The following is a 19183-nucleotide window of genomic DNA, read 5'->3' on the forward strand; positions in this document are numbered from 1 at the left end:
AGAGTGCCGGCCGCCCACCCGCCTCCAATCCAACCTAGCGAGCATGCCATGACCACCGATACGCGTCCCATTCGAGAGGCTCTGACCTGCGGCGTTGCCGCAGCTCTTGCCTGCACACGCGGCATGGGCCGCGTCATGCTCTCGGTCTCCGACAAGGGGACAACCCACGAGCGAATTGGTGTCGTCGACCGCGTTGTCGCGGATACGACTTCAGTCACGCTCTCAGGCTCGGCGCACGATGCCCGGATCGACCTGTCCATCGTGACCGCCGTCGTCGTCGACCGATCCGGCAAGATGAGGGACAAGGCCATGCCGCGCCTGGAATTCCAGGACTCGGCCGGCACCGCCTTGTTCAGTGTGATCGGCCTCGAAGGGATCGAGCCATTCGATCAGGCTTTGGCCGGGGTCGAGCCTGGAACGACTTTGCCCGAGAAGCTGAAGCCAGTGCCCTCCGGCGGTGGCCAAGCCGCCGACGTTGATCCAGAGGATGTGGGTGCTCGCCCCCTCCATGCGGCAAGAGAGAACGGCGACACTGTCAGCATCATCTATCGCGGCAATGGGTTGGAGCAGCGCTGGAGCGGCACGATTGCCGAGATCAAACCGATGATGGGCTTCTTCAACATCATCCAGACCGACTTTCACCTGCACTTGAAGGCTGGCGCTGTCAGCAGGTGGCGGCAGGAGCCGACCGATGTCGGCGTCGAACTCCATGCACAGGATGGCGAGGGGCGAGATATCGGCCTGGTGCTCCGCGGGCCGGCCAACCTGTCGTGAGGATCGTTCTGAGCCAGATCTGGCGTCTCGCGGTTATCTGCGCGTGGCAGCCGGGAGGGCGGTTCGGCATCGCCCTCTTCGCGGTCGTCTTCGCTTTGGGGCTTGTCAGCGTCCAGATCACGGTGCGGCTGATCCGCTGGACCAATGATTTCTACAACGCGCTCCAACGCGTCGACGTGGCGGAGGCAATCAACCAGATTGGCGTCTTCTTCCTGCTGGTGGCGATCAGTGCAGCGCTTCATCTGGCGTCGGCTTACCTGCGCAAGATGTTGCAGATCCGCTGGCGGAAAGTGCTGACCGACGTGATGCTGGGCCACTGGCTCGCCGGCAAGGCGTACTGGCACATGCGTGACCGGACCGAGCACGGGCTGGACAATCCAGACCAGCGGATTGCCGATGACTGCCGGATCTTCGTCTATCGGCTGACCACCGAAGCGCTCGAACTGATCACCAATATCGTCGCACTCGTCACCTATTTCGCCATCCTGTGGAACCTCTCGACATTCCCGCTCAGCTTCCAACTGTTCGGGGTGGATATCTCGATTGCCCGCTACATGGTGTGGGCGGCGCCGATCTATGTGGCGATCTCCAGCGGTGTCACCCATTGGCTCGGCGCTCCCCTGGTGCCGTTGAATGTCCAGCAGCAGAAGACCGAAGCCGATTTTCGCTTTGCCCTGTCGCGGTTTCGAGGTGCGGGCGAGCAGGTCGCGCTCATCGGCGGCGAGGCCGCGGAACGGCGTCTATTCCAGCAACGCTTCGAGGCGATCATTCTGAACTGGCGACAATTGATGAACCGCGAGTTCATCCTCGGCTGTTTCACCCGGCCCTACATGCAGACCGTGTTGCGCATTCCGCTGTTCCTGGCGCTGCCGGCCTTTCTCGCCGGGCGGCTGACATTTGGTGGTCTGATGCAGATCGGATCGGCGTTCCAGAACGTGGTGACGACGCTCTCCTGGTTCATCTTTTCCTACCGCGATCTCGCTGAGCTGGCATCGGCCGCCAAGCGCCTCGACAATTTCCGCGAGGCGGCCGTCACAGCCTCCATGACCGAGAGCGGCACAACCCGGGGGAAGGGGGCCTCCCTTCGTCTCGGGAACGTTGAACTCCACCAGCCAGACGGTCGGTCGATCCTGCGGATCGATGGCATCGATGTGGCACCTGGCGAAACAGTCTGGCTTCGCGGTCGCTCGGGGCTTGGCAAGACAACGCTGGCCCGCACGGTCGCAGGCATCTGGCCCCACGGCACAGGCCGGATCGACTACCCGCCAGGGCACCTCGTCGTCCTGCCCCAGCAGGCTTACCTGCCGATCGGTTCGGTCGCGGATGCCGCTGTCTATCCGGCCGATGCCGCCAACCTTGATCACGGAGATATCGCTGCCGCATTGACGCTGGTTGGGCTCACGCGGCTTGCCGCGGCGGCCAGTCTCGACGCGGACGTCTCAACACTCGGCCTGTCCGGCGGAGAACGGCAGCGGCTGGTGCTGGCGCGGCTCCTGATTGACCGTCCCGATCATGTCTTGCTGGACGAGGCGACCAGCGCATTGGACGAGGAGGCCGAGGCGGCCGTCCTGTCCGCGCTTCGCCGTGAGCTTCCCGATGCGACCTTCGTCATTATCGCGCATCGCGAGCCGAAGGGGCTTGGGTCGGTTCGAACCATCACGCTCGAGTGAGGCGGCGACCGGCAAAGCCTCAGTAAAGTCTTGTCCGGTAGCCCTCTTCCATCGCCTTCTCCGCGACATCGACCTCGATCGCGGCTGTCTGCTCCGCGATGATCCGGCCGAGTGTCGGGAAGCTGTGGCGCTCGATCTGGGTTGCCGGGTCCCAGAGCTTCGATCGCATCAGCGCCTTGCCACAATGGAAATAGGCCTCCTCGACACGGACCTTGAGCCCGATCGTCGGCACGATGTCCTGCACGGCGAGAGGCGCGAGCAAGGCGGGGTCCTGCGTGATCTCGGCCTTGCCATTGATCCGCAGCGTCTCGTTGACCCCCGGGACGAAGAAGATCAGGCCGATACCGGGCGAAGCCAGGACATTGGCGAAGCTGTCGACGCGATTGTTGCCGCGACGGTCCGGAATGAGCAGGCTGGTATCGTCGAGAACGGCGACGAAGCCTGGCCCGTCGCCGCGCGGGCTCGCATCCGCATTGCCCTGTCCATCGCTTGAGGCGAGGACCAGGAATGGTGAGAGCGCAATGAAGTCACGGCAGAACTTGTCGAGCCGCGTGAGGACCTTCTTCTCCGCAAGCGGACTGACCTGCCCGAAATGGGTCCGCAGGTCTCCCTGGGATGTCACAAGCGGCTTGTTCTCGTCCCTCTGACGCCTCATCGCGCGCCGGTCTTCAAATGTGCTGTCGCTCATGTCGCAGGTTCCACCTCGGAAGGGCTGTCGAAGAGACGGTGTTCAGGAATCGCATTGGGCAAGCCGGGTCTACCGGCTTTGACCAGGCAGGAGAAGGCGATACCCGTCAGGTCAGCCTCGACGTTTCAGTGGCCTGCTCTGCGCCAGGTAAGGAGGCGGTGCTCGACAAAGGAAATCGCCGCGGCCGCGACATAGCCAACGATACCGAGCAGGATCACGCCAGCGAACAGGTCCGGCGCGCGGAACATGCGGGCGGAAATCAGGATCCATTGCCCAAGACCGCTGAGGCCAGCGACGATCTCGCAGACCACGGACAGGATCAGAGCAACGGTCAGGCTCACCCGCATGCCGCTGAGAATGTCCGGCATGGCGGAGGGCAGGGAGATCTTCGCGATGGTCTCAAGGCGCGACAGATTGAGCGCCCTAGCCACTTCGAGCAACCGGGGCTCTACGCTGGCAAAACCCTGGATCGTCGCCAGCAGCATGGGCCAGAGCGTGCCGAAAGCGATGACGAAAATCGCCATGCCCTCGCTGAGCCCATAGAGCGCAATGGCGACCGGGATGATCGCGGAGACTGGCAGCGGTCGCAGGAATTCCAGCGACGGCGCGACATAGATCCGCGCGCGGCGCGATGAGCCGATGAGCGAACCGAGCACGATGGCGGCGATGCAGGCCACCAGCCAGCCCAAGGCCATGTGCTGCAGTGTGCCGAGAAGCTTGGCCCCAAGGTCGCGGGAGGCGAAGCCGTTGATCAGGGCCGCCCATGCGCGGTCCGGTCCAGGCAGGAAGATCGGTGAGATCAGCCGCGCGTTGGCGACCATCTGCCAGAGCCAGATGAGGCCGGCGGCAAATGCGAAGCTGGCACACCGCCAGGCGAGGCGTCGCATGTCGATCATCATCGGTCGCCCTCGGCAAGAGCCGCGCGCCCGAAGAGGTGGCGTTGGGCAAACAGCAGGACCGCGTTCCAGAGGAAGCCGACAAGCCCGATCCACACGAGATAGGCCAGCATCAGGTCGGGCCGAAGCGCTTGCTGCGCCGTCATCATCGCGTGCCCGAGACCCTGAGGATTCATGGTGATCTCGGCGGTCACTGCAACAATCAGGGCGGCGCTGGCTGCAAGCCGGAAACCAACAAATATTCCCGGCAGGGCGGCAGGAAGGACAATCTTGGTCACGCGTGCGATGGGCGAAAGCCGCAGCGCCCTTGCGACCTCCATCAGCCGGGGTTCGACGCCTCGCACCGCCGCCCTCGTCATGATCAGGGTGGCGAACATGCAGGTCTTGGCGACGATGCTGATCTCCAGGAGATAGCCGAAGCCGAACACCATCAGTGCGATCGGTAGCAGGGCGACGGAGGGGATCGGCCGAATGGATTCGATCGGCACTTCGAGCAGATGGTCGATCGGCGGCAGCAGGCCGATGAGGATGCCGATGGCGAGCCCGATGGCGGCGCCAAGCATCAGGCCTGCAAGGGCCCCGATCAGGGTATCTCCCGTGGCGAGAAGGATCGAACCGTCGCCGAGGGCAGCCGCGAGCGCGATCACCACCTCCGACGGTGGTGCGAGAGCATCGCTCTTGATCGGCGAAATCCGCAGCCACGCCTCAAGAGCCAGAACGGCAGCGGCCGGCAGAACGAGGCCCCTCAGGCGGTCTCCGTTCATGCTGCGCCGCCTTCGGACGCCTTGATGAAGTCAAACAGGATGCGCCTGAGCCGCAGGAATTCCGGCTCCTCCCGGGTGGTCAACTGGTTGCGTGGTCGCGGCAGATCGACCTTCAGCTCGATGCCGATGCGGCCGGGATGGGGCAGGAGGCCGATCACCCGGTCGCCGAGATAGATCGCTTCTTCGAGATCGTGCGTCACGAAGATCACCGTTGCGCCCGTATCGGCGGCCAGCATCAGGACCTCGTCCTGGAGCGACTGGCGCGTCATCGCGTCGAGCGCTCCGAATGGCTCGTCCATCAGCAGGGCCTGGGGATTTTGGGCAAGGCACCGCGCGATCTGCAGCCGTTGCTGCATGCCGCCCGACATTTCCGCGGGGTACTTGTCTCCATGGTCGCCGAGGCCGACCTTGGCGAGGCCTTCCCGGATCAGGCGGGGGCGGTCCGACTTCGGCACTTTGGCAGCTTCAAGCGCGAGCGAAATATTGGCGCTCGCCGTACGCCATGGCAGCAGGGCCTTGCCATAGTCCTGGAAGATGATCGCGATGTCCTGGCGCGGCGTCCTCATCGTCTTGCCGTCGAAACGCACATCGCCGCCCGATGGCTGGTAGAGCCCGGCAGCAAGCCTGAGTGCTGTCGTCTTCCCGCAACCGGATGCGCCGACGATGCAGACGAACTCGCCACGGCGAACGTCGAGACTGAGGCCGTCGATGATCAGCTTGCCGCCAAGCGACAATGAGACCTGCTCGAACCTGTAGAGGGGCGTACCGTCGGGGTGGGGTTCGGCCATGGCGGGAGCAGGTTTCATGTCTCTGGATAAACGTAGTTGAGGGTCGACCTCAGGTGGGACGACAGTTCCTCGCGGGCGACGGTGAAATCGCGCGACAGCACTCTGTCGGCCATGCGTGCATGCGATGCGATGAAGCGCTGCGGATCGGAGAAGCCGCGCATCATGACGCGACGGTAGCGATAGGCCTGGTCGTAAAGGTTCGAAGCCGCATCGAGCAGTCGCGGCGATCCGCATGCGCTGATCAGTGCGTGGTGGAAGTCCTTATGAAGCGCATCGAACTCCTCCGTGCCCTCGCCAAACGCCTTGCCATGGCGCTCCACATAGCGCTTGAGCCGATGGAGGCTGGACAGGATTGTTGCCTCCCAGGCGTCTGCCCCCCGTTCTATTGAGAGCCGGATGGCCTCTGACTCGATCAGCAGCCGGATGGTGGTGATATCGTTCAGGTCGTCCTTGCTGACCGCTGGCACGCGAAATCCGCGCTGACCTATCGCGATGATGAGGCCAAGCGACACCAGCCGCGACAGAGCTTCCCTCAAGGGGGTCGCGCCAATCTCGTAGCGCGCGACCAGTTCCGCGATCCGAAGCTTTGCTCCCGGTGGAAGAGTCCCGCCGAGAATGTCACGTTGCACAAGCGCGATGGCGCGGTCGGTCAGCGTATCCGGAGGCACGGCGGAGGTGTCTGCAACAAGGGCCGTGCGTGCCATGGGCTGTCCTATGGAAGGATGAACGAGTTCACATCGGGAGTCCCTTGCAGCAGTTTCTGCTGGGTCATGACCTCGACCCACCAGCGCAGGTTGTCACCGGTGAGGGAAGGGTTGGCGCGTGAGCGCGGGACCGAGCGCACAAGCGCCATTTGCTGCCGGGTGAACTTTGCGATCGATTCCGATGCCTTGTCGTCATCGGTGTTGACGATCTCGGCGGCCTCGCGGATCGCTGCCCGGAATCCGGCAACGGCTTGCGGGTTCTGGGCGGCCCAGCTGCGTGCGGCGGCATAGAAGATGATCGGATCGGTGCGCGCGAGTTCGGCGACATAGCGGGCGCCGATCGTGCCGACGCGGGCCTCCAGCATGCGGGCAACGGTCGGCTCGCCGGCGAGGACCACATCGACCGCCTGTGAGCGGATCACATCGCTCATGGTCGGGAAGCTGACCTCGACGAAATTGACCTTCGAAGGGTCAACCCCGTTGTCCATCAGCCACTTCACGAACAGCACGTGGAGATAGGCACCGAAGCCGGGAGCGCCGACCTTCCTGCCGATGAAGTCGGCGGGCTTTGTCAGTGTCAGCCCATTGCGCACGAAGGCCGCAACGAGCGGGTTGGTCGCAGGCGACATCACCGATGCTCCCGCCACACCAACGATCGGCAGGCCGCCATCGGCCGCCTGCAGGAAGACGCTCGATGTCGGGCCGCCGATCTGGATGGAATTCGACAGCAGGGCCGCCGGGATGTTTGAATTGATGCCGATCAGCACCATTTCCGCTTCGATCCCATGCTTGCGGAAGATGCCCTGGTCGATCGCGACCATGGCTGACGCGCAGTCTGTCGTCGCGGTGCAGCCGATCTTGATGCGGTGCTGCGCGCTGGCGCTGCCTGCCATGAATACACTGGTGCCGATCACTGCCGCGACTAGCGCAGCCAGGCCTTTTGCCATCCAAGCCATGGAAATCTCTCCCTGTGTGCGAGCCAAGGCGCTGCTTGACTCGTCCTTCTTTATCGATATTTCATGCATATATATTTTTTCAAAGCAAGGGCAGACGATGAAACTCGCAACCTTTCGGCATCAGGGGACAGAGCGCATCGGCATTGTGCACTCCAACGATTCCGGCCTTTTCGACCTCGCGCTTGCGGCTAAGCGCGGCGGCCAGGATGCCGGTGCCTTCGGTTCCATGCTCGATCTGATCGATGCGGGTGACCGTGGCCTCGACGCGACCCGGACGATCTTTCAGTCCCGCGTCAACGAGGCGGACCTGACGCACAAGGTCTCGGATGTCGAACTGTTGGCGCCGCTGCCGGTGCCCCGCCAGATGCGGGACGCGATGTCGTTTCCGATCCACATCCTCCAGGGACCGAGGGGCGGCGCCAAGATGGCGGCCCGTGCCAAGGGCGACATGGCGGAATTGGCGCGTCTCGAAGCCGAGCCGCTCGGCGAACTGCCCGAGGTCTATCGGCAGGTGCCGATCTATTACATCACCAATCGGTTCACCGTCGGCGCGCCCGGCTCGACGGTCAAATGGCCGAAATACAGCAAGGTGATGGACTACGAGCTGGAACTGGCCTGCATCACCAAGGGCCGGGGCGCCAACATCTCGGCTGCCAAGGCCAAGGATCACATTTTCGGCTTCACGATCTTCAACGACTTCTCGGCCCGCGACGCCCAGCGGATCGAGATGGCCGGCCGCCTCGGGCCCGCCAAGGGCAAGAGCTTCGACAATGGCAATGTGCTCGGCCCCTGGATCGTCACTCCCGACGAGATCGTCGATCCCTACAATCTGCGCATGCAGGCCCGCGTCAACGGCGAGACGCGTTGCGATTCCACCAGCTCCGGCATGCTCTATTCGTTCGAGGAGATCATCGCCCACATGTCGCAGGACGAGACGATTATGCCGGGCGAATTTATCGGCTCGGGAACGGTCGGCAACGGCTGCGGGCTGGAGATTGGTGTGTTCCTCAAAAGCGGCGACCGCATCGAGCTCGAAATCGAGAAGATCGGCATTCTCGCCAACACGGTGGTGAGCCAAGCCTGACAGGTTCGGCGGCTCCGCCGGTCAATCAAGAAAACACGAGGAAACATCCCATGGCGCGCAAGCTGATCGACATTTCGGTACCCCTGCAGAACGATGTCCCCGCCGATCCCCCGGGCGGGCATCCGACCATCGAATATGTCGACCACCAGGCCGGCATGAAGCGGATGCTGCCGCATTTTCCCGGTCTGAAGCCGGAGGATCTGCCGGACGGCCAGGCCTGGGCGGTCGAGCGCGTGACGCTCTCGACCCACAACGGCACCCATCTCGACGCGCCCTGGCACTTCCATCCCACCATGAACCGCGGAGAGCGGTCCTGGACCATCGACGAGGTTCCGCTGGAATGGTGCCTGCAGCCGGGCGTCAAGCTCGACTTCCGCCATTTCCCCGACGGTTACGTCGCAACCGCCGCCGATGTCGAAGCCGAGCTGAAGCGCATCGGCCACACGCTGCAGCCGCTTAACATCGTTGTCGTCAACACCAGCGCGGGCCTCAAATATGGCCAGCAGGACTATGTCACCTCGGGCTGCGGCATGGGCCACGAGGCAACCATGTATCTCCTGGAGCGCGGCGTCCGCGTCACCGGCATCGACGGCTGGAGCTGGGACGCGCCGTTCGTCCACACGGCCAAGAAGTACGCCGAGACCGGCGACGCGAGCCTCATCTGGGAGGGCCACAAGGCCGGCCGTCACATCGGCTATTCGCACATCGAGAAGCTGTACAATCTGGAGCTCTTGCCCTCCACCGGCTTCACGGTCTCCTGCTTCCCGGTGAAGATCGAGCGCGCCTCGGCAGGCTGGACCCGCGCCATCGCCATCATCGACTGAGCAGAACGCCGTTCAGTCGGTCCGCCGCGCGCGCCTGGGGCGGGCGGAGCGCCCGGCCGCTCCGCTGCCAGCCGGCATGTGACGGCTGATTTCGGTGTCGATCTGGCCGGCAATCGCAATGATTTCGGCGCGCAACACCGTCTCGCCGATCTCGGCGACCCGCCTTTCGGGCACGGCGAAGACGATGCTGCCAAGGATGCGCCGGTCCGGATCGAAGACCGGCGCACCGATCCCGACCAGTCCCTCCACCACTTCGCCGCGGGTGACGCAGCTGCCGTCCTTGCGGATCCGCGCCATGGCCTGGCGGAAAGCCTCCCAATCGTCGCCAAGGCCGGCCGCGCGGATCTCGTCAGCGTGCCAGAGCATCATGTTGCGCAGCTGATAGGCCGTCAGATGGGCGAGGATCAGCTTGGCCATGGCGCCGCGGAACATCGGCATCGTGCGGCCGCGCTCGTAGGCCGGCCGGACGCTGCGATCGGGCCAGACGATCTCCGCGCACATGACCTTGTCGCCATAGTAGCTGCACAGCAGCATGTTGAGCCCGAGCCGGGCGCTCACCGCCTCCATGATCGGCCGCGCGCTGGTCGAAAGCGGGTCGGTTCGCCGAACGAGACGGTCGAGCTCGATGATCTTCGACCCCAGCACGAAACTGCCGCCGGTGGCCGGCGCGATCAGTCCCGAGGCCGAGAGCGCCTGGAGATATCTGTAGACAGTTGCCCGCGAGGCGCCGGTTGCCGCGACCGCGTCATCCAGCTCGAAACTCGACCTATCGTCCTCGAAAAGCTCGAGAATCTTGAGCATCTTGGCGAGGCTGGTCATGGGCTTTCGGCTGGAGGCGTCGTGGAACAGGAGCGAGGCCTCTCTCTGTGGCAGAAAGCCGCCTGGAAGTCATGTTATGATTTTTCTTGCATTGTGAGAATTCTCAATCATCCTGAGCAAAATTTCGACTGATGCCTGACGAGGGTGGTGCCGGGACACGTCCCCGACCCCGACCCGAGCAAGGTGCGGCCGAGCCCGGTGCCGATGTCCTCGAGCGCCGGGAAAAAACCCCAGGGAGAGAAGCTGATGTCATCGGTCACGAGAAGGGTCTTCACTGCAGGCGCCGCCATGGCGATGACGGCCGGCCGCGCCGCCGCCGCCGAGAAAGTCAAATTCGGTGTGCTGGCTGACATGGCCGGGCCGTTCGCCGACATTTCCGGCAAGGGCTCCGTCGAGGCGGCCCGGCTCGCCATCGAGGATTTCGGCGGCGCCGTGCTCGGCTCGCCGATCGAGGTTGTCTTCGCCGATCATCAGCACAAGCCGGATATCGGGCTCAATCTGGCACGCCAGTGGTACGATCTCGATGGCGTGGACGTCATCCTCGACGTGCCCAATTCCGCGATCGCTCTCGCCGTCAACAATCTGACCAAGGAAAAGAAGAAGCTCGCCATCTACGCCAATGCGGCAACCGATCGCCTCACAGAGGATTCGTGCAGCCCCTACGGTCTGCACTGGACGTTCGATACCTATTCGCAGACCCGCGGCGCCACCGGCGCCCTGATCGGCCAGGGCTATGACTCATGGTTCCTGCTGGTCGCCGACTACGCCTATGGCCACAGCATGGAGCAGGCCATGCGCGAAGCGGTGATTGCCAATGGCGGCAAGATCGCCGGCAGCGTGCGTCATCCCCTCCAGACGCTCGATTTCTCGTCCTACCTGCTGCAGGCGCAAGGCTCCGGCGCCAAGATCGTCGCGCTCGCCTCGGGCGGCGACATCACCGTCAATCTGATCAAGCAGGGCCGCGAGTTTGGCCTGCACCAGACCGGTCAGAAGCTGGCGAGCCTGCTGACCTTCATCACCGATGTGCACTCGCTCGGCCTCGCCACGATGCAGGGCCTGCAATTCGTCGTGCCCTTCTATTGGGACATGGACGAGAAGACGCGCGCCTTCGCCACGCGCTTCCACGCCCGGCTCGGCAAGATGCCATCCGAATCCCAGGCCGGCGTCTATTCCGGCGTGCTCCACTATCTCAAGGCGGTCCAGGCGCTGGGCACCAAGGATACCGACAAGGTGGTGGCAAAGATGCGCGCCACGCCGGTGGAGGACATGTTCTCGCGCAACGGCAAGCTGATGCCGAACGGCCGCATGATCCACGACATGTATCTGGTTGAGGTGAAGAGCCCGGGCGAGTCGAAGAAGCCTTGGGACTATTACAAGATGATCACCACAATCCCGGCCGAAAAGGCCTTCCGGCCCCTGGCCGAAAGCGTCTGTCCGCTGGCCAAGACATGACGCTGCTGAAGGGGTGCCGGGCGATCGTCACCGGCGGCGGCCATCCCGCCGGGATCGGCCAGGCAACCGCCCGGCTGTTCGTTGACCAGGGCGCCGAGGTCGTGGTGTTCGATCGTGCCTTTCCGATCGGCACGCTCGGCCCCGGCCAGACCGCCCGCGTGCTCGATGTCAGCGACGCCGCCGCCTGCAGGCTGGCGGTCGACGAGGCCGCGCGCACGCTCGGTGGCATCGACATCGTCGTCAACAATGCGGGCATCGTCGCCCCCACCCGCATTCCCGACATGACGGCGGAGGACTTCGCGCGGATGCTGGAGGTGAACGTCGTGGGGACCTTCAATGTGACCCAGGCGGCCCTGCCGCATCTGAAGCAAAGCCGCTCCGGGCCGGCGATCGTCAATCTTGGATCGATCGCCGCCCAGCGCGGCGGCGGCCTGCTCGGCGGGTCGCATTATGCGGCGTCCAAGGGTGGTGTGATCAGCTTCACCAAGGCGACCGCGCGCGAATGCGGGCCGTTCGGCATCCGCGCCAATGCGGTGGCGCCTGGCATCATCGATACCGGCATGACCGAGGGCAAATATGACGACGACCGCCGTCGCGCCATCAGCGAGACGATCCCGCTCGGCCGGTTCGGCACGGCCGAGGACGTGGCGCGCGTGATCCTGTTCCTGGCGAGTCCGCTCGCCGGCTACCTCACCGGCACGGTCATCGACGTCAACGGCGGTTACCACATCCACTGACGGTCCTGCGCAAGGCAGCCGCGCAGGGTGGCAACGGCGATTGACACATGTTCGCGCGCAATCAATTATCTCGCATAATAAGAATTATACTCGAGGAAACACCGTGGCGGCTTCTGCAGCAGCGCTCTCGTCGCGCCCCTATGACCTCACCGGCAAGCGGATCCTGCTGACCGGGGCTGCCGGCGGCATCGGCCGGGCGACCGCGTCGCTGCTCGCCGACCTTGGCGCCGAACTCGTGCTGACCGACCGCGTTGCCGCGCCGGACCTGCTCGCCGGTCTTGCTGGCAATGGGCGCAGCCATCGGTTCATCGCCTGCGACGTGACCTTGCCCTCACAGATCGCTTCGCTCTGCGCTGATGCAGGCGCGATCGACGCCCTCGTTCTGAATGCCGGCATCTTCCCGACCAGCCAGTGGACCGATGACGCCTGGGACGACGATTTCGAGGCCGCCATGACGATCAATGTCCGGGCGCCCGCCCATTTCGCCCGGGCGCTGCTACCGGCGATGAAGGCGCGTGGCTCGGGCCGCATCGTGCTGCTGGGTTCGGTCGCCGCCCATACCGGCGGTACCTATGCACATTCGCCGCTGCACTACGCGGCTTCGAAGGGCGCGGTGCACACGATGGTGCGCTGGATGGCCCGCCGCGCCGCGCCGGAAGTGCTGGTCAACGGCATCGCGCCGGGCTCGACCGATACCGCCATGGTCGCGACCGCCGATCCCTCCGCGCTGAAAGCGATGCCGGTTCCCCGCTTCGGCCGCCCCGAAGAGATTGCCTGGCCGATCGCCTTCCTCTGCTCGCCCGGCGCGAGCTTCATCTGCGGCACCACCATCGACGTCAATGGCGGCGCCTACATGCGCTGACCGGCGCCGGGGACTGGGGAACGACATGGCCAGACTGAAGGACAAGATTGCCCTCATCACCGGTGCCGGCAGCGGCATCGGCCGCGCGTCGGCGGACCTGTTCGCCCGCGAGGGCGCAAGCGTGGTGATCGCCGAATTCGACCCCAGGACCGGCGCGGACGCCGCTGCGGCGATCAATGCGGCCGGCGGCAGGGCACTGTTCGTGCAGACTGATGTGACCGACGAGGCGAGCGTCAGCGCGGCTGTCGCCACCACCGTCGCCCATTTCGGCGGTCTCCACATCCTCTACAACAATGCCGGTGGCTCGACGCTGCAGGACGGTCCGCTGACCGAGGCGCCGATCGACGAATTCTGGCGCGCGATCAAGCTCGATCTGCTCGGCACCTGGCTGATGAGCCGACACGCCATTCCGGAGATCGTCCGCTCCGGCGGCGGTTCCGTGATCAATGCCTCCTCCATCGTCGCCCTGATGGGCTGGCCCGGCAAGGATGCCTACACGGCGTCGAAGGGCGCTATCTCCGCGCTCACCCGCTCGATGGCGGTGGAATTCGCGGCCGACAAGGTCAGGGTCAATGCGGTCGCGCCCTGCGTCACCCGCACGGCGCGCGTGATGGCCCAGTTCGCCGAGAACGAGACCACCCGGACAATCGCCGAGCGTCATCTGGTCGGCCTCGCCGAGCCCGACGATGTCGCGCAGGCCGCCCTGTTCCTCGCCTCCGACGAATCCGCCCGCACGACCGGCCATATCCTGGCGGTCGATAGCGGCCTGACCATCTCCTGACAGCGCCGGGACCAGAGCCGATGAGCACCGCCAGAACCCACGCCGATACCTTCTCGCTCGCCGGCCGCGTCGCGCTGGTCACCGGCTCCGCCCGCGGCATCGGCTGGGGCATAGCCTGCGGCCTGGCGGAAGCGGGTGCCCATGTCGTGCTGAACGATCTCGATCCGGCGGCGCTCGAGCCAAAGCTTGCGGAACTGAAGGCCGCGGGCCTCAAGGGCTCGGCCTGCGCCTTCGACGTGACCGACGAGCAGGCGGTGGCCGCCGGCATCAATGCCATCGCCGCCGATCAGGGCCGGCTCGACATCCTCATCAACAATGCCGGCATCCAGCGGCGCAAGCGCTTCGTCGATTTTAGCTATGACGAGTGGCGCGCGGTCATCGACACCCATCTCCACGGCGCCTTCCTGTGCACCCGCGCGGCGATCCCGCACATGGAGAAGGGCGGCTATGGCCGGGTCATCATGCTCGGCTCCATCGCCGTGCAGTCGCCCAAGGCACAGATCTCAGCCTATGCCGCCGCCAAGGGCGGTGTCACCTCGATGGTGAGGGCGCTGGCGATCGAGCTCGGCCCGCTTGGCATCACCTGCAACGCCATTGCGCCTGGCTATACCGCCACCGAGTTCACCAAGGTACTGCACACCGATCCGGTGTTCACCGCCAAGTTGATGGAGCGGGTGCCGAACGGCCGCTGGGGCCAGCCCGACGACATCGCGCCGGCCGCCGTCTATCTCGCCTCTCCCGGTGCAGCCTTCGTCAACGGAACCGTCCTCACCGTCGATGGCGGCTATCTCGCCTTCGGCTGATCCAGAAAGAGCGCCCCATGCTGCCCACGACCCCAAGTTTCCGCCTCGACGGCAGGCTGGCGCTGGTGACCGGAGCCGGCCGAGGCATTGGTGTCGCTCTGGCGGCTGCCCTCGCCCAGGCGGGCGCCATGGTGACGCTCGCCGCGCGGACCGGCTCCGAGATCGAGGCGGCCGCGGACGAGATCCGCAAGGCGGGCGGCAAGGCCGATACGCTGGTGATCGACGTCACCGACACCGCCGCCTTCCGGGCCGCGATGGATGCGCGGGCGGCCTTCGACATCTTCGTCAACAATGCCGGCACCAACCGGCCGAGCCCGTTCCTGGAGGTCACCGAGCCCGATTTCGACGCGGTGATCGATCTCAATGTGCGTGCCGCCTTCTTCGCGGCCCAGGCGGTGGCCCGCCGCATGGCGACGGCCGGCGTGAAGGGCTCGATCATCAACATCTCGTCGCAGGCCGGCCATATCGCGCTCGCGGCCCGCTCGACCTATTCGACCAGCAAGTTCGCCGTCGAAGGCATGACCAAATCGATGGCCACCGATCTCGCCGGCCTCGGCATCCGGGTCAACAGCCTGTGCCCGACCTTCATCGAGACGGCGATGACCCGGCCGGCGCTGAGCGATCCGGCGTTCCGCGCCTTCGTCACCACCAAGATCAAGCTCGGTCGCGTCGGTGCGGTCGAGGACCTGATGGGCGCTGTCGTGTTCCTGGCCTCCGACGCATCCGCGCTGATGACCGGCTCGGCGCTGATCGTCGATGGCGGCTGGACCACCGGCTGACCCCATTTCCCGAAGGACCCACGCCATGTTCCACCACATCGTCCTGATGAGCTTCACGCCCGGAACCGGGCCGGACTTCTTCGCCAAGGCGCAGCATTACGTCGAACGGGTGAAGGCCGAATGCGCCGATGTCATCGGCTATTTCCTGGCGGACAACATCGCCGCGCGCAGCGACGGCCTGACCCACGGCATCGTCGGCGTGTTCACCTCATCGGCCGCCCACGATGCCTACCAGGTCTCGCCCGTCCATCAGGAGATGAAGGCCTTCATGGCGACGCGGATGGACCGCATCGTCGTCCTCGATACCGATCAGGGAGCCTGAGCGATGACAGCCCCACCCTTCCAGCTGCAGCGCTTCATGGATCGCCACGGTTTCGCATCCTATGAGGACCTGATCGCGCGCGCGGACCGCGATCCCGAATGGTTCTGGCCGGCCGTCATGGATTTCCACGGCCTGACCTTCTTCAAGCCGTTCGACAAGGTGCTCGACACCTCCAAGGGCGTGCAATGGCCGGAATGGTGCATCGGCGGCACCACCAACATCGCTTACAACTGCATGGAGCGGACGCTCGCCCGCGGCCATGGCGGCAAGGCCGCGATCTTCTGGGAAGGCGAGGACGGCGAGAACAGGGTCTGGTCCTATTCGGAGCTTGCAGCCGAGGCGGAGCGCGCCGCAGCGGGCCTGAAGCGGCTCGGTCTCGGCAAGGGCGACGTGGTCGGCATCTACATGCCGTTCCTGCCGGAGACGATCGCGGCCTTCCTCGCCATCACCCGGATCGGCGCCATCGCGCTGCCGATGTTCTCGGGCTTCGGGCCGCAGGCGGTGATCGAGCGGCTCGCCGATGCCGAGGCGAAGGCCGTGGTGACCGTCGATGTCACCTACCGGCGCGGCAATCCGATCGCCATGGCCGACATCATCGACCAGGTCCGGCCGGACCTGCCGGCGCTGGCCCATGTGGTGGTCGTCGCGCGCCATGCCGACCGTCCCCAGGGCAATAACCGGCTCTGGTGGCATGACCTCACCAAGGGCGAGGCCTCGTGCCCGGCCGAGCCGATGCCGGCCGATGCCCCCTGCATGATCGTCTACACCTCCGGCACGACGGGCAAGCCGAAGGGCACGGTGCACAGCCATTGCGGCTTCATGACCAAGGTGGCGCTCGATTTCGGCATCATCCTCGACCTGACGCCCGAGGATCGCCTGCTCTGGATGAGCGACATGGGCTGGCTGACCGGCCCGATCCTTGCCGTCGCCGTGCCGCTGATCGGCGCCAGCATGGTGCTGGCCGAGGGCACGCCGGACTTCCCCGACCAAGGCCGGCTCTGGCGCCTCGCCCAGGACCACGACGTCACCTTCCTCGGCGTCGCGCCCACCATGGTGCGCAACTTCATCCAGCAGCCGCCGGAGGTCATCGCCAGCTTCGACTTCCCGAAGCTCAGGATCACCGCATCGACCGGCGAACCCTGGACGCCCGAGGCCTGGACCTGGTTCCTGAAGCATGTGTGCAAGGGCCGCGCACCGATCCTCAACTATTCCGGTGGCACCGAGATCGGCGGCGGCATCGTCTCCGGCACCATGCTGCATCAGAACCTGCCGCCTGGCGCCTTCGCAGGTCCGATCCCGGGCATGGGGGCCGCCGTCGTCGACGATGCGGGCAAGCCGCTGCCGCGCGGCCAGGTCGGCGAACTCGCACTGACAATCCCCTCGATCGGCCTGACGCGCGGCCTCTGGCGCTCGCCGGAGCGCTTCATCGAGGCCTATTGGGCCAAGGTGCCGGACATGTGGATCCACGGCGACTTTGCCTCCGTCGACCTCGACGGCAACTGGTTCGTCCATGGCCGGTCCGACGACACGATCAAGATTGCCGGCAAGCGCACCGGCCCCTCGGAGGTCGAGGCGCTGCTGCTCGGCACCGGCAAGGTCGGCGAGGCCGCGGTGATCGGCATTCCCGACCCACTCAAGGGCTCGGCGGTGATCTGCGTCTGCGTGCCCGCGCGCGGCGTTACCGGGACACCGGAACTCGCCGACGAACTGAAAAAGGCCGTGGTGGCCGGTCTTGGCGCCTCGTTCCGGCCGAAGGCGGTAACCTTCGTCGACGCGATCCCCAAGACACGCAGCATGAAGATCATGCGGCGCGTCGTGCGCTCGATCTGGCTCGGCGAGCCGGTCGGCGACCTGTCGGGCCTGGTCAATCCGGAGGCGGTGGACGGGCTGAAGGCGGTGGTGGCGAAGGCGTGAGCCTTTTGGAGGCCGGGTCTGTTACCGGCAGCCACAAGCGCATGACGTCGGAACTCTCTCGACGTCATCCCCGGCGACCGAGGCGAAGCCGAGGGAGGGAAGGGGATCCAGGGGCCACGAGGGTCACACTCGCGCTCACAGGCGAGCGCTTGCTGTGAGACCAGGACGAACAGCTCCTGGACCCCCTTTCCCTCGCCCTTCGGGCTCGCCGGGGGTGACGGATGCGCGGCTTGGCTGGTGGCACGGCCCGAACACTCAGAACCTCAGGCTCACTCTCACCACGTCATGCCCGCCCCTGAGGCGGGCATCCATGTCTTCGATCCGTCGCCCAGACGAACCCAAGGCGTGGATGGCCGGGACAAGCCCGGCCATGACGCATGGAAAGGCCTGGAAGGAGGAAGAAGCGGCAGGCTCGCACCTGCCTGTCCTCACCCGCCTGCCCAGCCGGTCCGCCGCGCGGCCTCGTCCAGCATGGGAAAGGCGCGCGATGCTGACGGCTCCCTGAGCCCCGGATCGATCGGCACCGGCAGGGCGGCCATCGCGCCGCCCACGCCCGAGACCTCACGCGCGAACAGGCCGCGCCCGACGAAGGCACGATCGTTGGCCGCTTCCTCCAGCGTCGCGACCACCGAGACGCAGACATCGGCATCTCCGAACGCCTCCTGCCATGCGGCAGCGCTGCGTCCGGCGATCAGGCCTGCAACCTTGGCGCGGGTCGCCTGCGGATCGGGACGGTCGTCGCGGTCTTCCGGGCCAAGTCCGATCCTGTCGCAGAACACCTGCCAGAACCGCTCCTCCAGCGGCGCTGCCGCGAGGAACCGGTCATCGGCGGTGCGATAGATCTGATAGCGGGGCGAGCCTCCGGTGATCAGCTCGCCGCCAGGCCTTGGCCAGGCGCCGGCATGGCCTGCAGCCAGTCCCCAATAGGCGAAGGTGAAGAGATTGTCGGCCATGGCGACATCGATCGAGCAACCCCGGCCGCTTAGCGCCCGCTGCTGCAGCGCCAGCAGGATGTTCAGCACCGCCGGATAGGCGCCCCCGCCGATATCGGCGGCCAGAACCTGCGGCAGGACCGGCGCGCCATCGGTGCCGCGCGTCAGGCCGAGCAGGCCGGCCTCGGCGAGATAGTTGAGATCGTGACCGGCCTTGGCGACCCGCTCACCCGACTGGCCGTAGCCGGAGATGGAACAATAGATCAGCCGCGGATTGTCCGTGGCGAGTGTTTCGTAACCGAGCCCCAGCCGCGCCATCACGCCCGGCCGGAACTGCTCGATCAGCACATCGGCCTCGGCGGCGAGCGCCTTGATGTGGGCGAGGTCGCCGGCATCCTTCAGATCCGCGACCAGGCTCGCCTTGCCGCGGTTGAGCAGGGCGAAATTGCCGCTCGCGCCGGCAAAGGGCGGTGCATAGGAGCGCATCTCGTCGCCGGTGCCGGGCCGCTCGACCTTGATCACCTCCGCACCCGCCTCTGCCAGAATCAGGCTCGCCAGCGGTCCGGGCAGGAGGTTGGAGAAGTCGAGGACCTTCAGGCCGCTGAGCGGCGGCAGCGGCGCGGCCATGGCTGTC

General features: G+C 65.6%; 20 protein-coding genes. 12 read left to right on the forward strand and 8 right to left on the reverse strand.

The window, feature by feature from the left end; translation table 11 throughout:
- Positions 1–48: 48 nt before the first annotated feature.
- Together E8L99_RS11330 and E8L99_RS11335 are read left to right on the forward strand one after the other, a co-directional pair.
- Positions 49–774, forward strand: coding sequence for a ChuX/HutX family heme-like substrate-binding protein (locus tag E8L99_RS11330; RefSeq protein WP_137099634.1), 726 nt, complete (start codon positions 49–51; stop codon positions 772–774).
- On the forward strand, positions 771–2444 hold the full coding sequence (locus E8L99_RS11335) for an ABC transporter ATP-binding protein/permease (protein WP_137099635.1): 1674 nt from the start codon (positions 771–773) through the stop codon (positions 2442–2444). The genes E8L99_RS11330 and E8L99_RS11335 overlap by 4 nt, the downstream gene beginning before the upstream one ends.
- A 19-nt stretch (positions 2445–2463) precedes the next feature.
- Here E8L99_RS11335 and E8L99_RS11340 read toward each other — a convergent pair whose 3' ends face one another.
- The 6 genes from E8L99_RS11340 to E8L99_RS11365 form a co-directional block, all read right to left on the reverse strand.
- Entirely contained in the window at positions 2464–3099 is a 636-nt protein-coding gene (locus tag E8L99_RS11340; protein WP_137102082.1) for a pyridoxamine 5'-phosphate oxidase family protein, read from the reverse strand.
- A gap of 158 nt (positions 3100–3257) precedes the next feature.
- Positions 3258–4019: an ABC transporter permease gene (locus tag E8L99_RS11345; RefSeq protein WP_137099636.1), complete on the reverse strand. Its 762-nt coding sequence runs from the start codon at positions 4017–4019 to the stop codon at positions 3258–3260.
- 8 nt (positions 4020–4027) lie between these two features.
- Positions 4028–4792 (reverse strand): ABC transporter permease, encoded by a 765-nt coding sequence (locus E8L99_RS11350; RefSeq protein ID WP_137099637.1) that lies wholly within the window; start codon positions 4790–4792, stop codon positions 4028–4030.
- The gene (locus E8L99_RS11355; RefSeq protein WP_252511342.1) at positions 4789–5580 is read right to left on the reverse strand and encodes an ABC transporter ATP-binding protein; all 792 of its coding nucleotides are present in this window, start codon (positions 5578–5580) and stop codon (positions 4789–4791) included. Before E8L99_RS11355 ends, E8L99_RS11350 begins: the two co-directional genes overlap by 4 nt.
- Before the next feature lie 14 nt (positions 5581–5594).
- Positions 5595–6284, reverse strand: a complete 690-nt coding sequence (locus E8L99_RS11360) for a GntR family transcriptional regulator (protein ID WP_137099639.1) — start codon at positions 6282–6284, stop codon at positions 5595–5597.
- Positions 6285–6292: 8 nt separating this feature from the next.
- The gene (locus tag E8L99_RS11365) at positions 6293–7105 is read right to left on the reverse strand and encodes an ABC transporter substrate-binding protein (RefSeq protein ID WP_252511343.1); all 813 of its coding nucleotides are present in this window, start codon (positions 7103–7105) and stop codon (positions 6293–6295) included.
- Between the two features lie 232 nt (positions 7106–7337).
- On the opposite strand from E8L99_RS11365, the gene E8L99_RS11370 reads away from it, so the two are divergent.
- A complete protein-coding gene (locus tag E8L99_RS11370) occupies positions 7338–8324 on the forward strand; it encodes a fumarylacetoacetate hydrolase family protein (protein WP_137102084.1) in 987 nt (328 codons plus the stop codon).
- Positions 8325–8374: 50 nt separating this feature from the next.
- A complete protein-coding gene (locus E8L99_RS11375; protein WP_137099640.1) occupies positions 8375–9148 on the forward strand; it encodes a cyclase family protein in 774 nt (257 codons plus the stop codon).
- A 12-nt stretch (positions 9149–9160) separates the two neighbouring features.
- On the opposite strand, the gene E8L99_RS11380 is transcribed toward E8L99_RS11375, so the two are convergent.
- Positions 9161–9967: an IclR family transcriptional regulator gene (locus tag E8L99_RS11380; protein ID WP_137099641.1), complete on the reverse strand. Its 807-nt coding sequence runs from the start codon at positions 9965–9967 to the stop codon at positions 9161–9163.
- Between the two features lie 246 nt (positions 9968–10213).
- On the opposite strand from E8L99_RS11380, the gene E8L99_RS11385 reads away from it, so the two are divergent.
- From E8L99_RS11385 to E8L99_RS11420, 8 genes are all read left to right on the forward strand, one after another.
- Positions 10214–11419 carry an ABC transporter substrate-binding protein gene (locus E8L99_RS11385; RefSeq protein WP_137099642.1) on the forward strand — a complete coding sequence of 402 codons (1206 nt, stop codon included), beginning with the start codon at positions 10214–10216 and terminating at the stop codon, positions 11417–11419.
- Entirely contained in the window at positions 11416–12156 is a 741-nt protein-coding gene (locus E8L99_RS11390; protein WP_137099643.1) for an SDR family NAD(P)-dependent oxidoreductase, read from the forward strand. The genes E8L99_RS11385 and E8L99_RS11390 overlap by 4 nt, the downstream gene beginning before the upstream one ends.
- A gap of 103 nt (positions 12157–12259) precedes the next feature.
- Positions 12260–13018: an SDR family NAD(P)-dependent oxidoreductase gene (locus E8L99_RS11395; RefSeq protein ID WP_137099644.1), complete on the forward strand. Its 759-nt coding sequence runs from the start codon at positions 12260–12262 to the stop codon at positions 13016–13018.
- Positions 13019–13043: 25 nt separating this feature from the next.
- A complete protein-coding gene (locus E8L99_RS11400) occupies positions 13044–13799 on the forward strand; it encodes an SDR family NAD(P)-dependent oxidoreductase (protein ID WP_137099645.1) in 756 nt (251 codons plus the stop codon).
- A 20-nt stretch (positions 13800–13819) separates the two neighbouring features.
- The gene (locus E8L99_RS11405; protein ID WP_137099646.1) at positions 13820–14602 is read left to right on the forward strand and encodes an SDR family NAD(P)-dependent oxidoreductase; all 783 of its coding nucleotides are present in this window, start codon (positions 13820–13822) and stop codon (positions 14600–14602) included.
- A gap of 17 nt (positions 14603–14619) precedes the next feature.
- A complete protein-coding gene (locus tag E8L99_RS11410) occupies positions 14620–15381 on the forward strand; it encodes an SDR family NAD(P)-dependent oxidoreductase (RefSeq protein ID WP_137099647.1) in 762 nt (253 codons plus the stop codon).
- Positions 15382–15406: 25 nt separating this feature from the next.
- Entirely contained in the window at positions 15407–15703 is a 297-nt protein-coding gene (locus tag E8L99_RS11415; protein ID WP_137099648.1) for a Dabb family protein, read from the forward strand.
- A gap of 3 nt (positions 15704–15706) precedes the next feature.
- Positions 15707–17617 (forward strand): AMP-binding protein, encoded by a 1911-nt coding sequence (locus E8L99_RS11420; protein WP_137099649.1) that lies wholly within the window; start codon positions 15707–15709, stop codon positions 17615–17617.
- 428 nt (positions 17618–18045) lie between these two features.
- Here E8L99_RS11420 and E8L99_RS11425 read toward each other — a convergent pair whose 3' ends face one another.
- Positions 18046–19176: a CaiB/BaiF CoA transferase family protein gene (locus tag E8L99_RS11425; protein ID WP_137099650.1), complete on the reverse strand. Its 1131-nt coding sequence runs from the start codon at positions 19174–19176 to the stop codon at positions 18046–18048.
- Positions 19177–19183 lie beyond the last annotated feature (7 nt).

Origin of the sequence: Phreatobacter aquaticus (genome assembly GCF_005160265.1) — a bacterium.
GTDB lineage: Bacteria > Pseudomonadota > Alphaproteobacteria > Rhizobiales > Phreatobacteraceae > Phreatobacter > Phreatobacter aquaticus.

What these genes read in the sequence shown, in the direction of transcription:
- E8L99_RS11330 (WP_137099634.1), top strand. Translation starts at nt 49, where the DNA reads ATGACCACCGATACGCGTCCCATTCGAGAGGCTCTGACCTGCGGCGTT.
- E8L99_RS11340 (WP_137102082.1), bottom strand. Translation starts at nt 3,099, where the DNA reads ATGAGGCGTCAGAGGGACGAGAACAAGCCGCTTGTGACATCCCAGGGA.
- E8L99_RS11345 (WP_137099636.1), bottom strand. Translation starts at nt 4,019, where the DNA reads ATGCGACGCCTCGCCTGGCGGTGTGCCAGCTTCGCATTTGCCGCCGGC.
- E8L99_RS11350 (WP_137099637.1), bottom strand. Translation starts at nt 4,792, where the DNA reads ATGAACGGAGACCGCCTGAGGGGCCTCGTTCTGCCGGCCGCTGCCGTT.
- E8L99_RS11355 (WP_252511342.1), bottom strand. Translation starts at nt 5,580, where the DNA reads ATGGCCGAACCCCACCCCGACGGTACGCCCCTCTACAGGTTCGAGCAG.
- E8L99_RS11360 (WP_137099639.1), bottom strand. Translation starts at nt 6,284, where the DNA reads ATGGCACGCACGGCCCTTGTTGCAGACACCTCCGCCGTGCCTCCGGAT.
- E8L99_RS11365 (WP_252511343.1), bottom strand. Translation starts at nt 7,105, where the DNA reads ATGGTCGCGATCGACCAGGGCATCTTCCGCAAGCATGGGATCGAAGCG.
- E8L99_RS11370 (WP_137102084.1), top strand. Translation starts at nt 7,338, where the DNA reads ATGAAACTCGCAACCTTTCGGCATCAGGGGACAGAGCGCATCGGCATT.
- E8L99_RS11375 (WP_137099640.1), top strand. Translation starts at nt 8,375, where the DNA reads ATGGCGCGCAAGCTGATCGACATTTCGGTACCCCTGCAGAACGATGTC.
- E8L99_RS11380 (WP_137099641.1), bottom strand. Translation starts at nt 9,967, where the DNA reads ATGACCAGCCTCGCCAAGATGCTCAAGATTCTCGAGCTTTTCGAGGAC.
- E8L99_RS11385 (WP_137099642.1), top strand. Translation starts at nt 10,214, where the DNA reads ATGTCATCGGTCACGAGAAGGGTCTTCACTGCAGGCGCCGCCATGGCG.
- E8L99_RS11390 (WP_137099643.1), top strand. Translation starts at nt 11,416, where the DNA reads ATGACGCTGCTGAAGGGGTGCCGGGCGATCGTCACCGGCGGCGGCCAT.
- E8L99_RS11400 (WP_137099645.1), top strand. Translation starts at nt 13,044, where the DNA reads ATGGCCAGACTGAAGGACAAGATTGCCCTCATCACCGGTGCCGGCAGC.
- E8L99_RS11405 (WP_137099646.1), top strand. Translation starts at nt 13,820, where the DNA reads ATGAGCACCGCCAGAACCCACGCCGATACCTTCTCGCTCGCCGGCCGC.
- E8L99_RS11410 (WP_137099647.1), top strand. Translation starts at nt 14,620, where the DNA reads ATGCTGCCCACGACCCCAAGTTTCCGCCTCGACGGCAGGCTGGCGCTG.
- E8L99_RS11415 (WP_137099648.1), top strand. Translation starts at nt 15,407, where the DNA reads ATGTTCCACCACATCGTCCTGATGAGCTTCACGCCCGGAACCGGGCCG.
- E8L99_RS11420 (WP_137099649.1), top strand. Translation starts at nt 15,707, where the DNA reads ATGACAGCCCCACCCTTCCAGCTGCAGCGCTTCATGGATCGCCACGGT.
- E8L99_RS11425 (WP_137099650.1), bottom strand. Translation starts at nt 19,176, where the DNA reads ATGGCCGCGCCGCTGCCGCCGCTCAGCGGCCTGAAGGTCCTCGACTTC.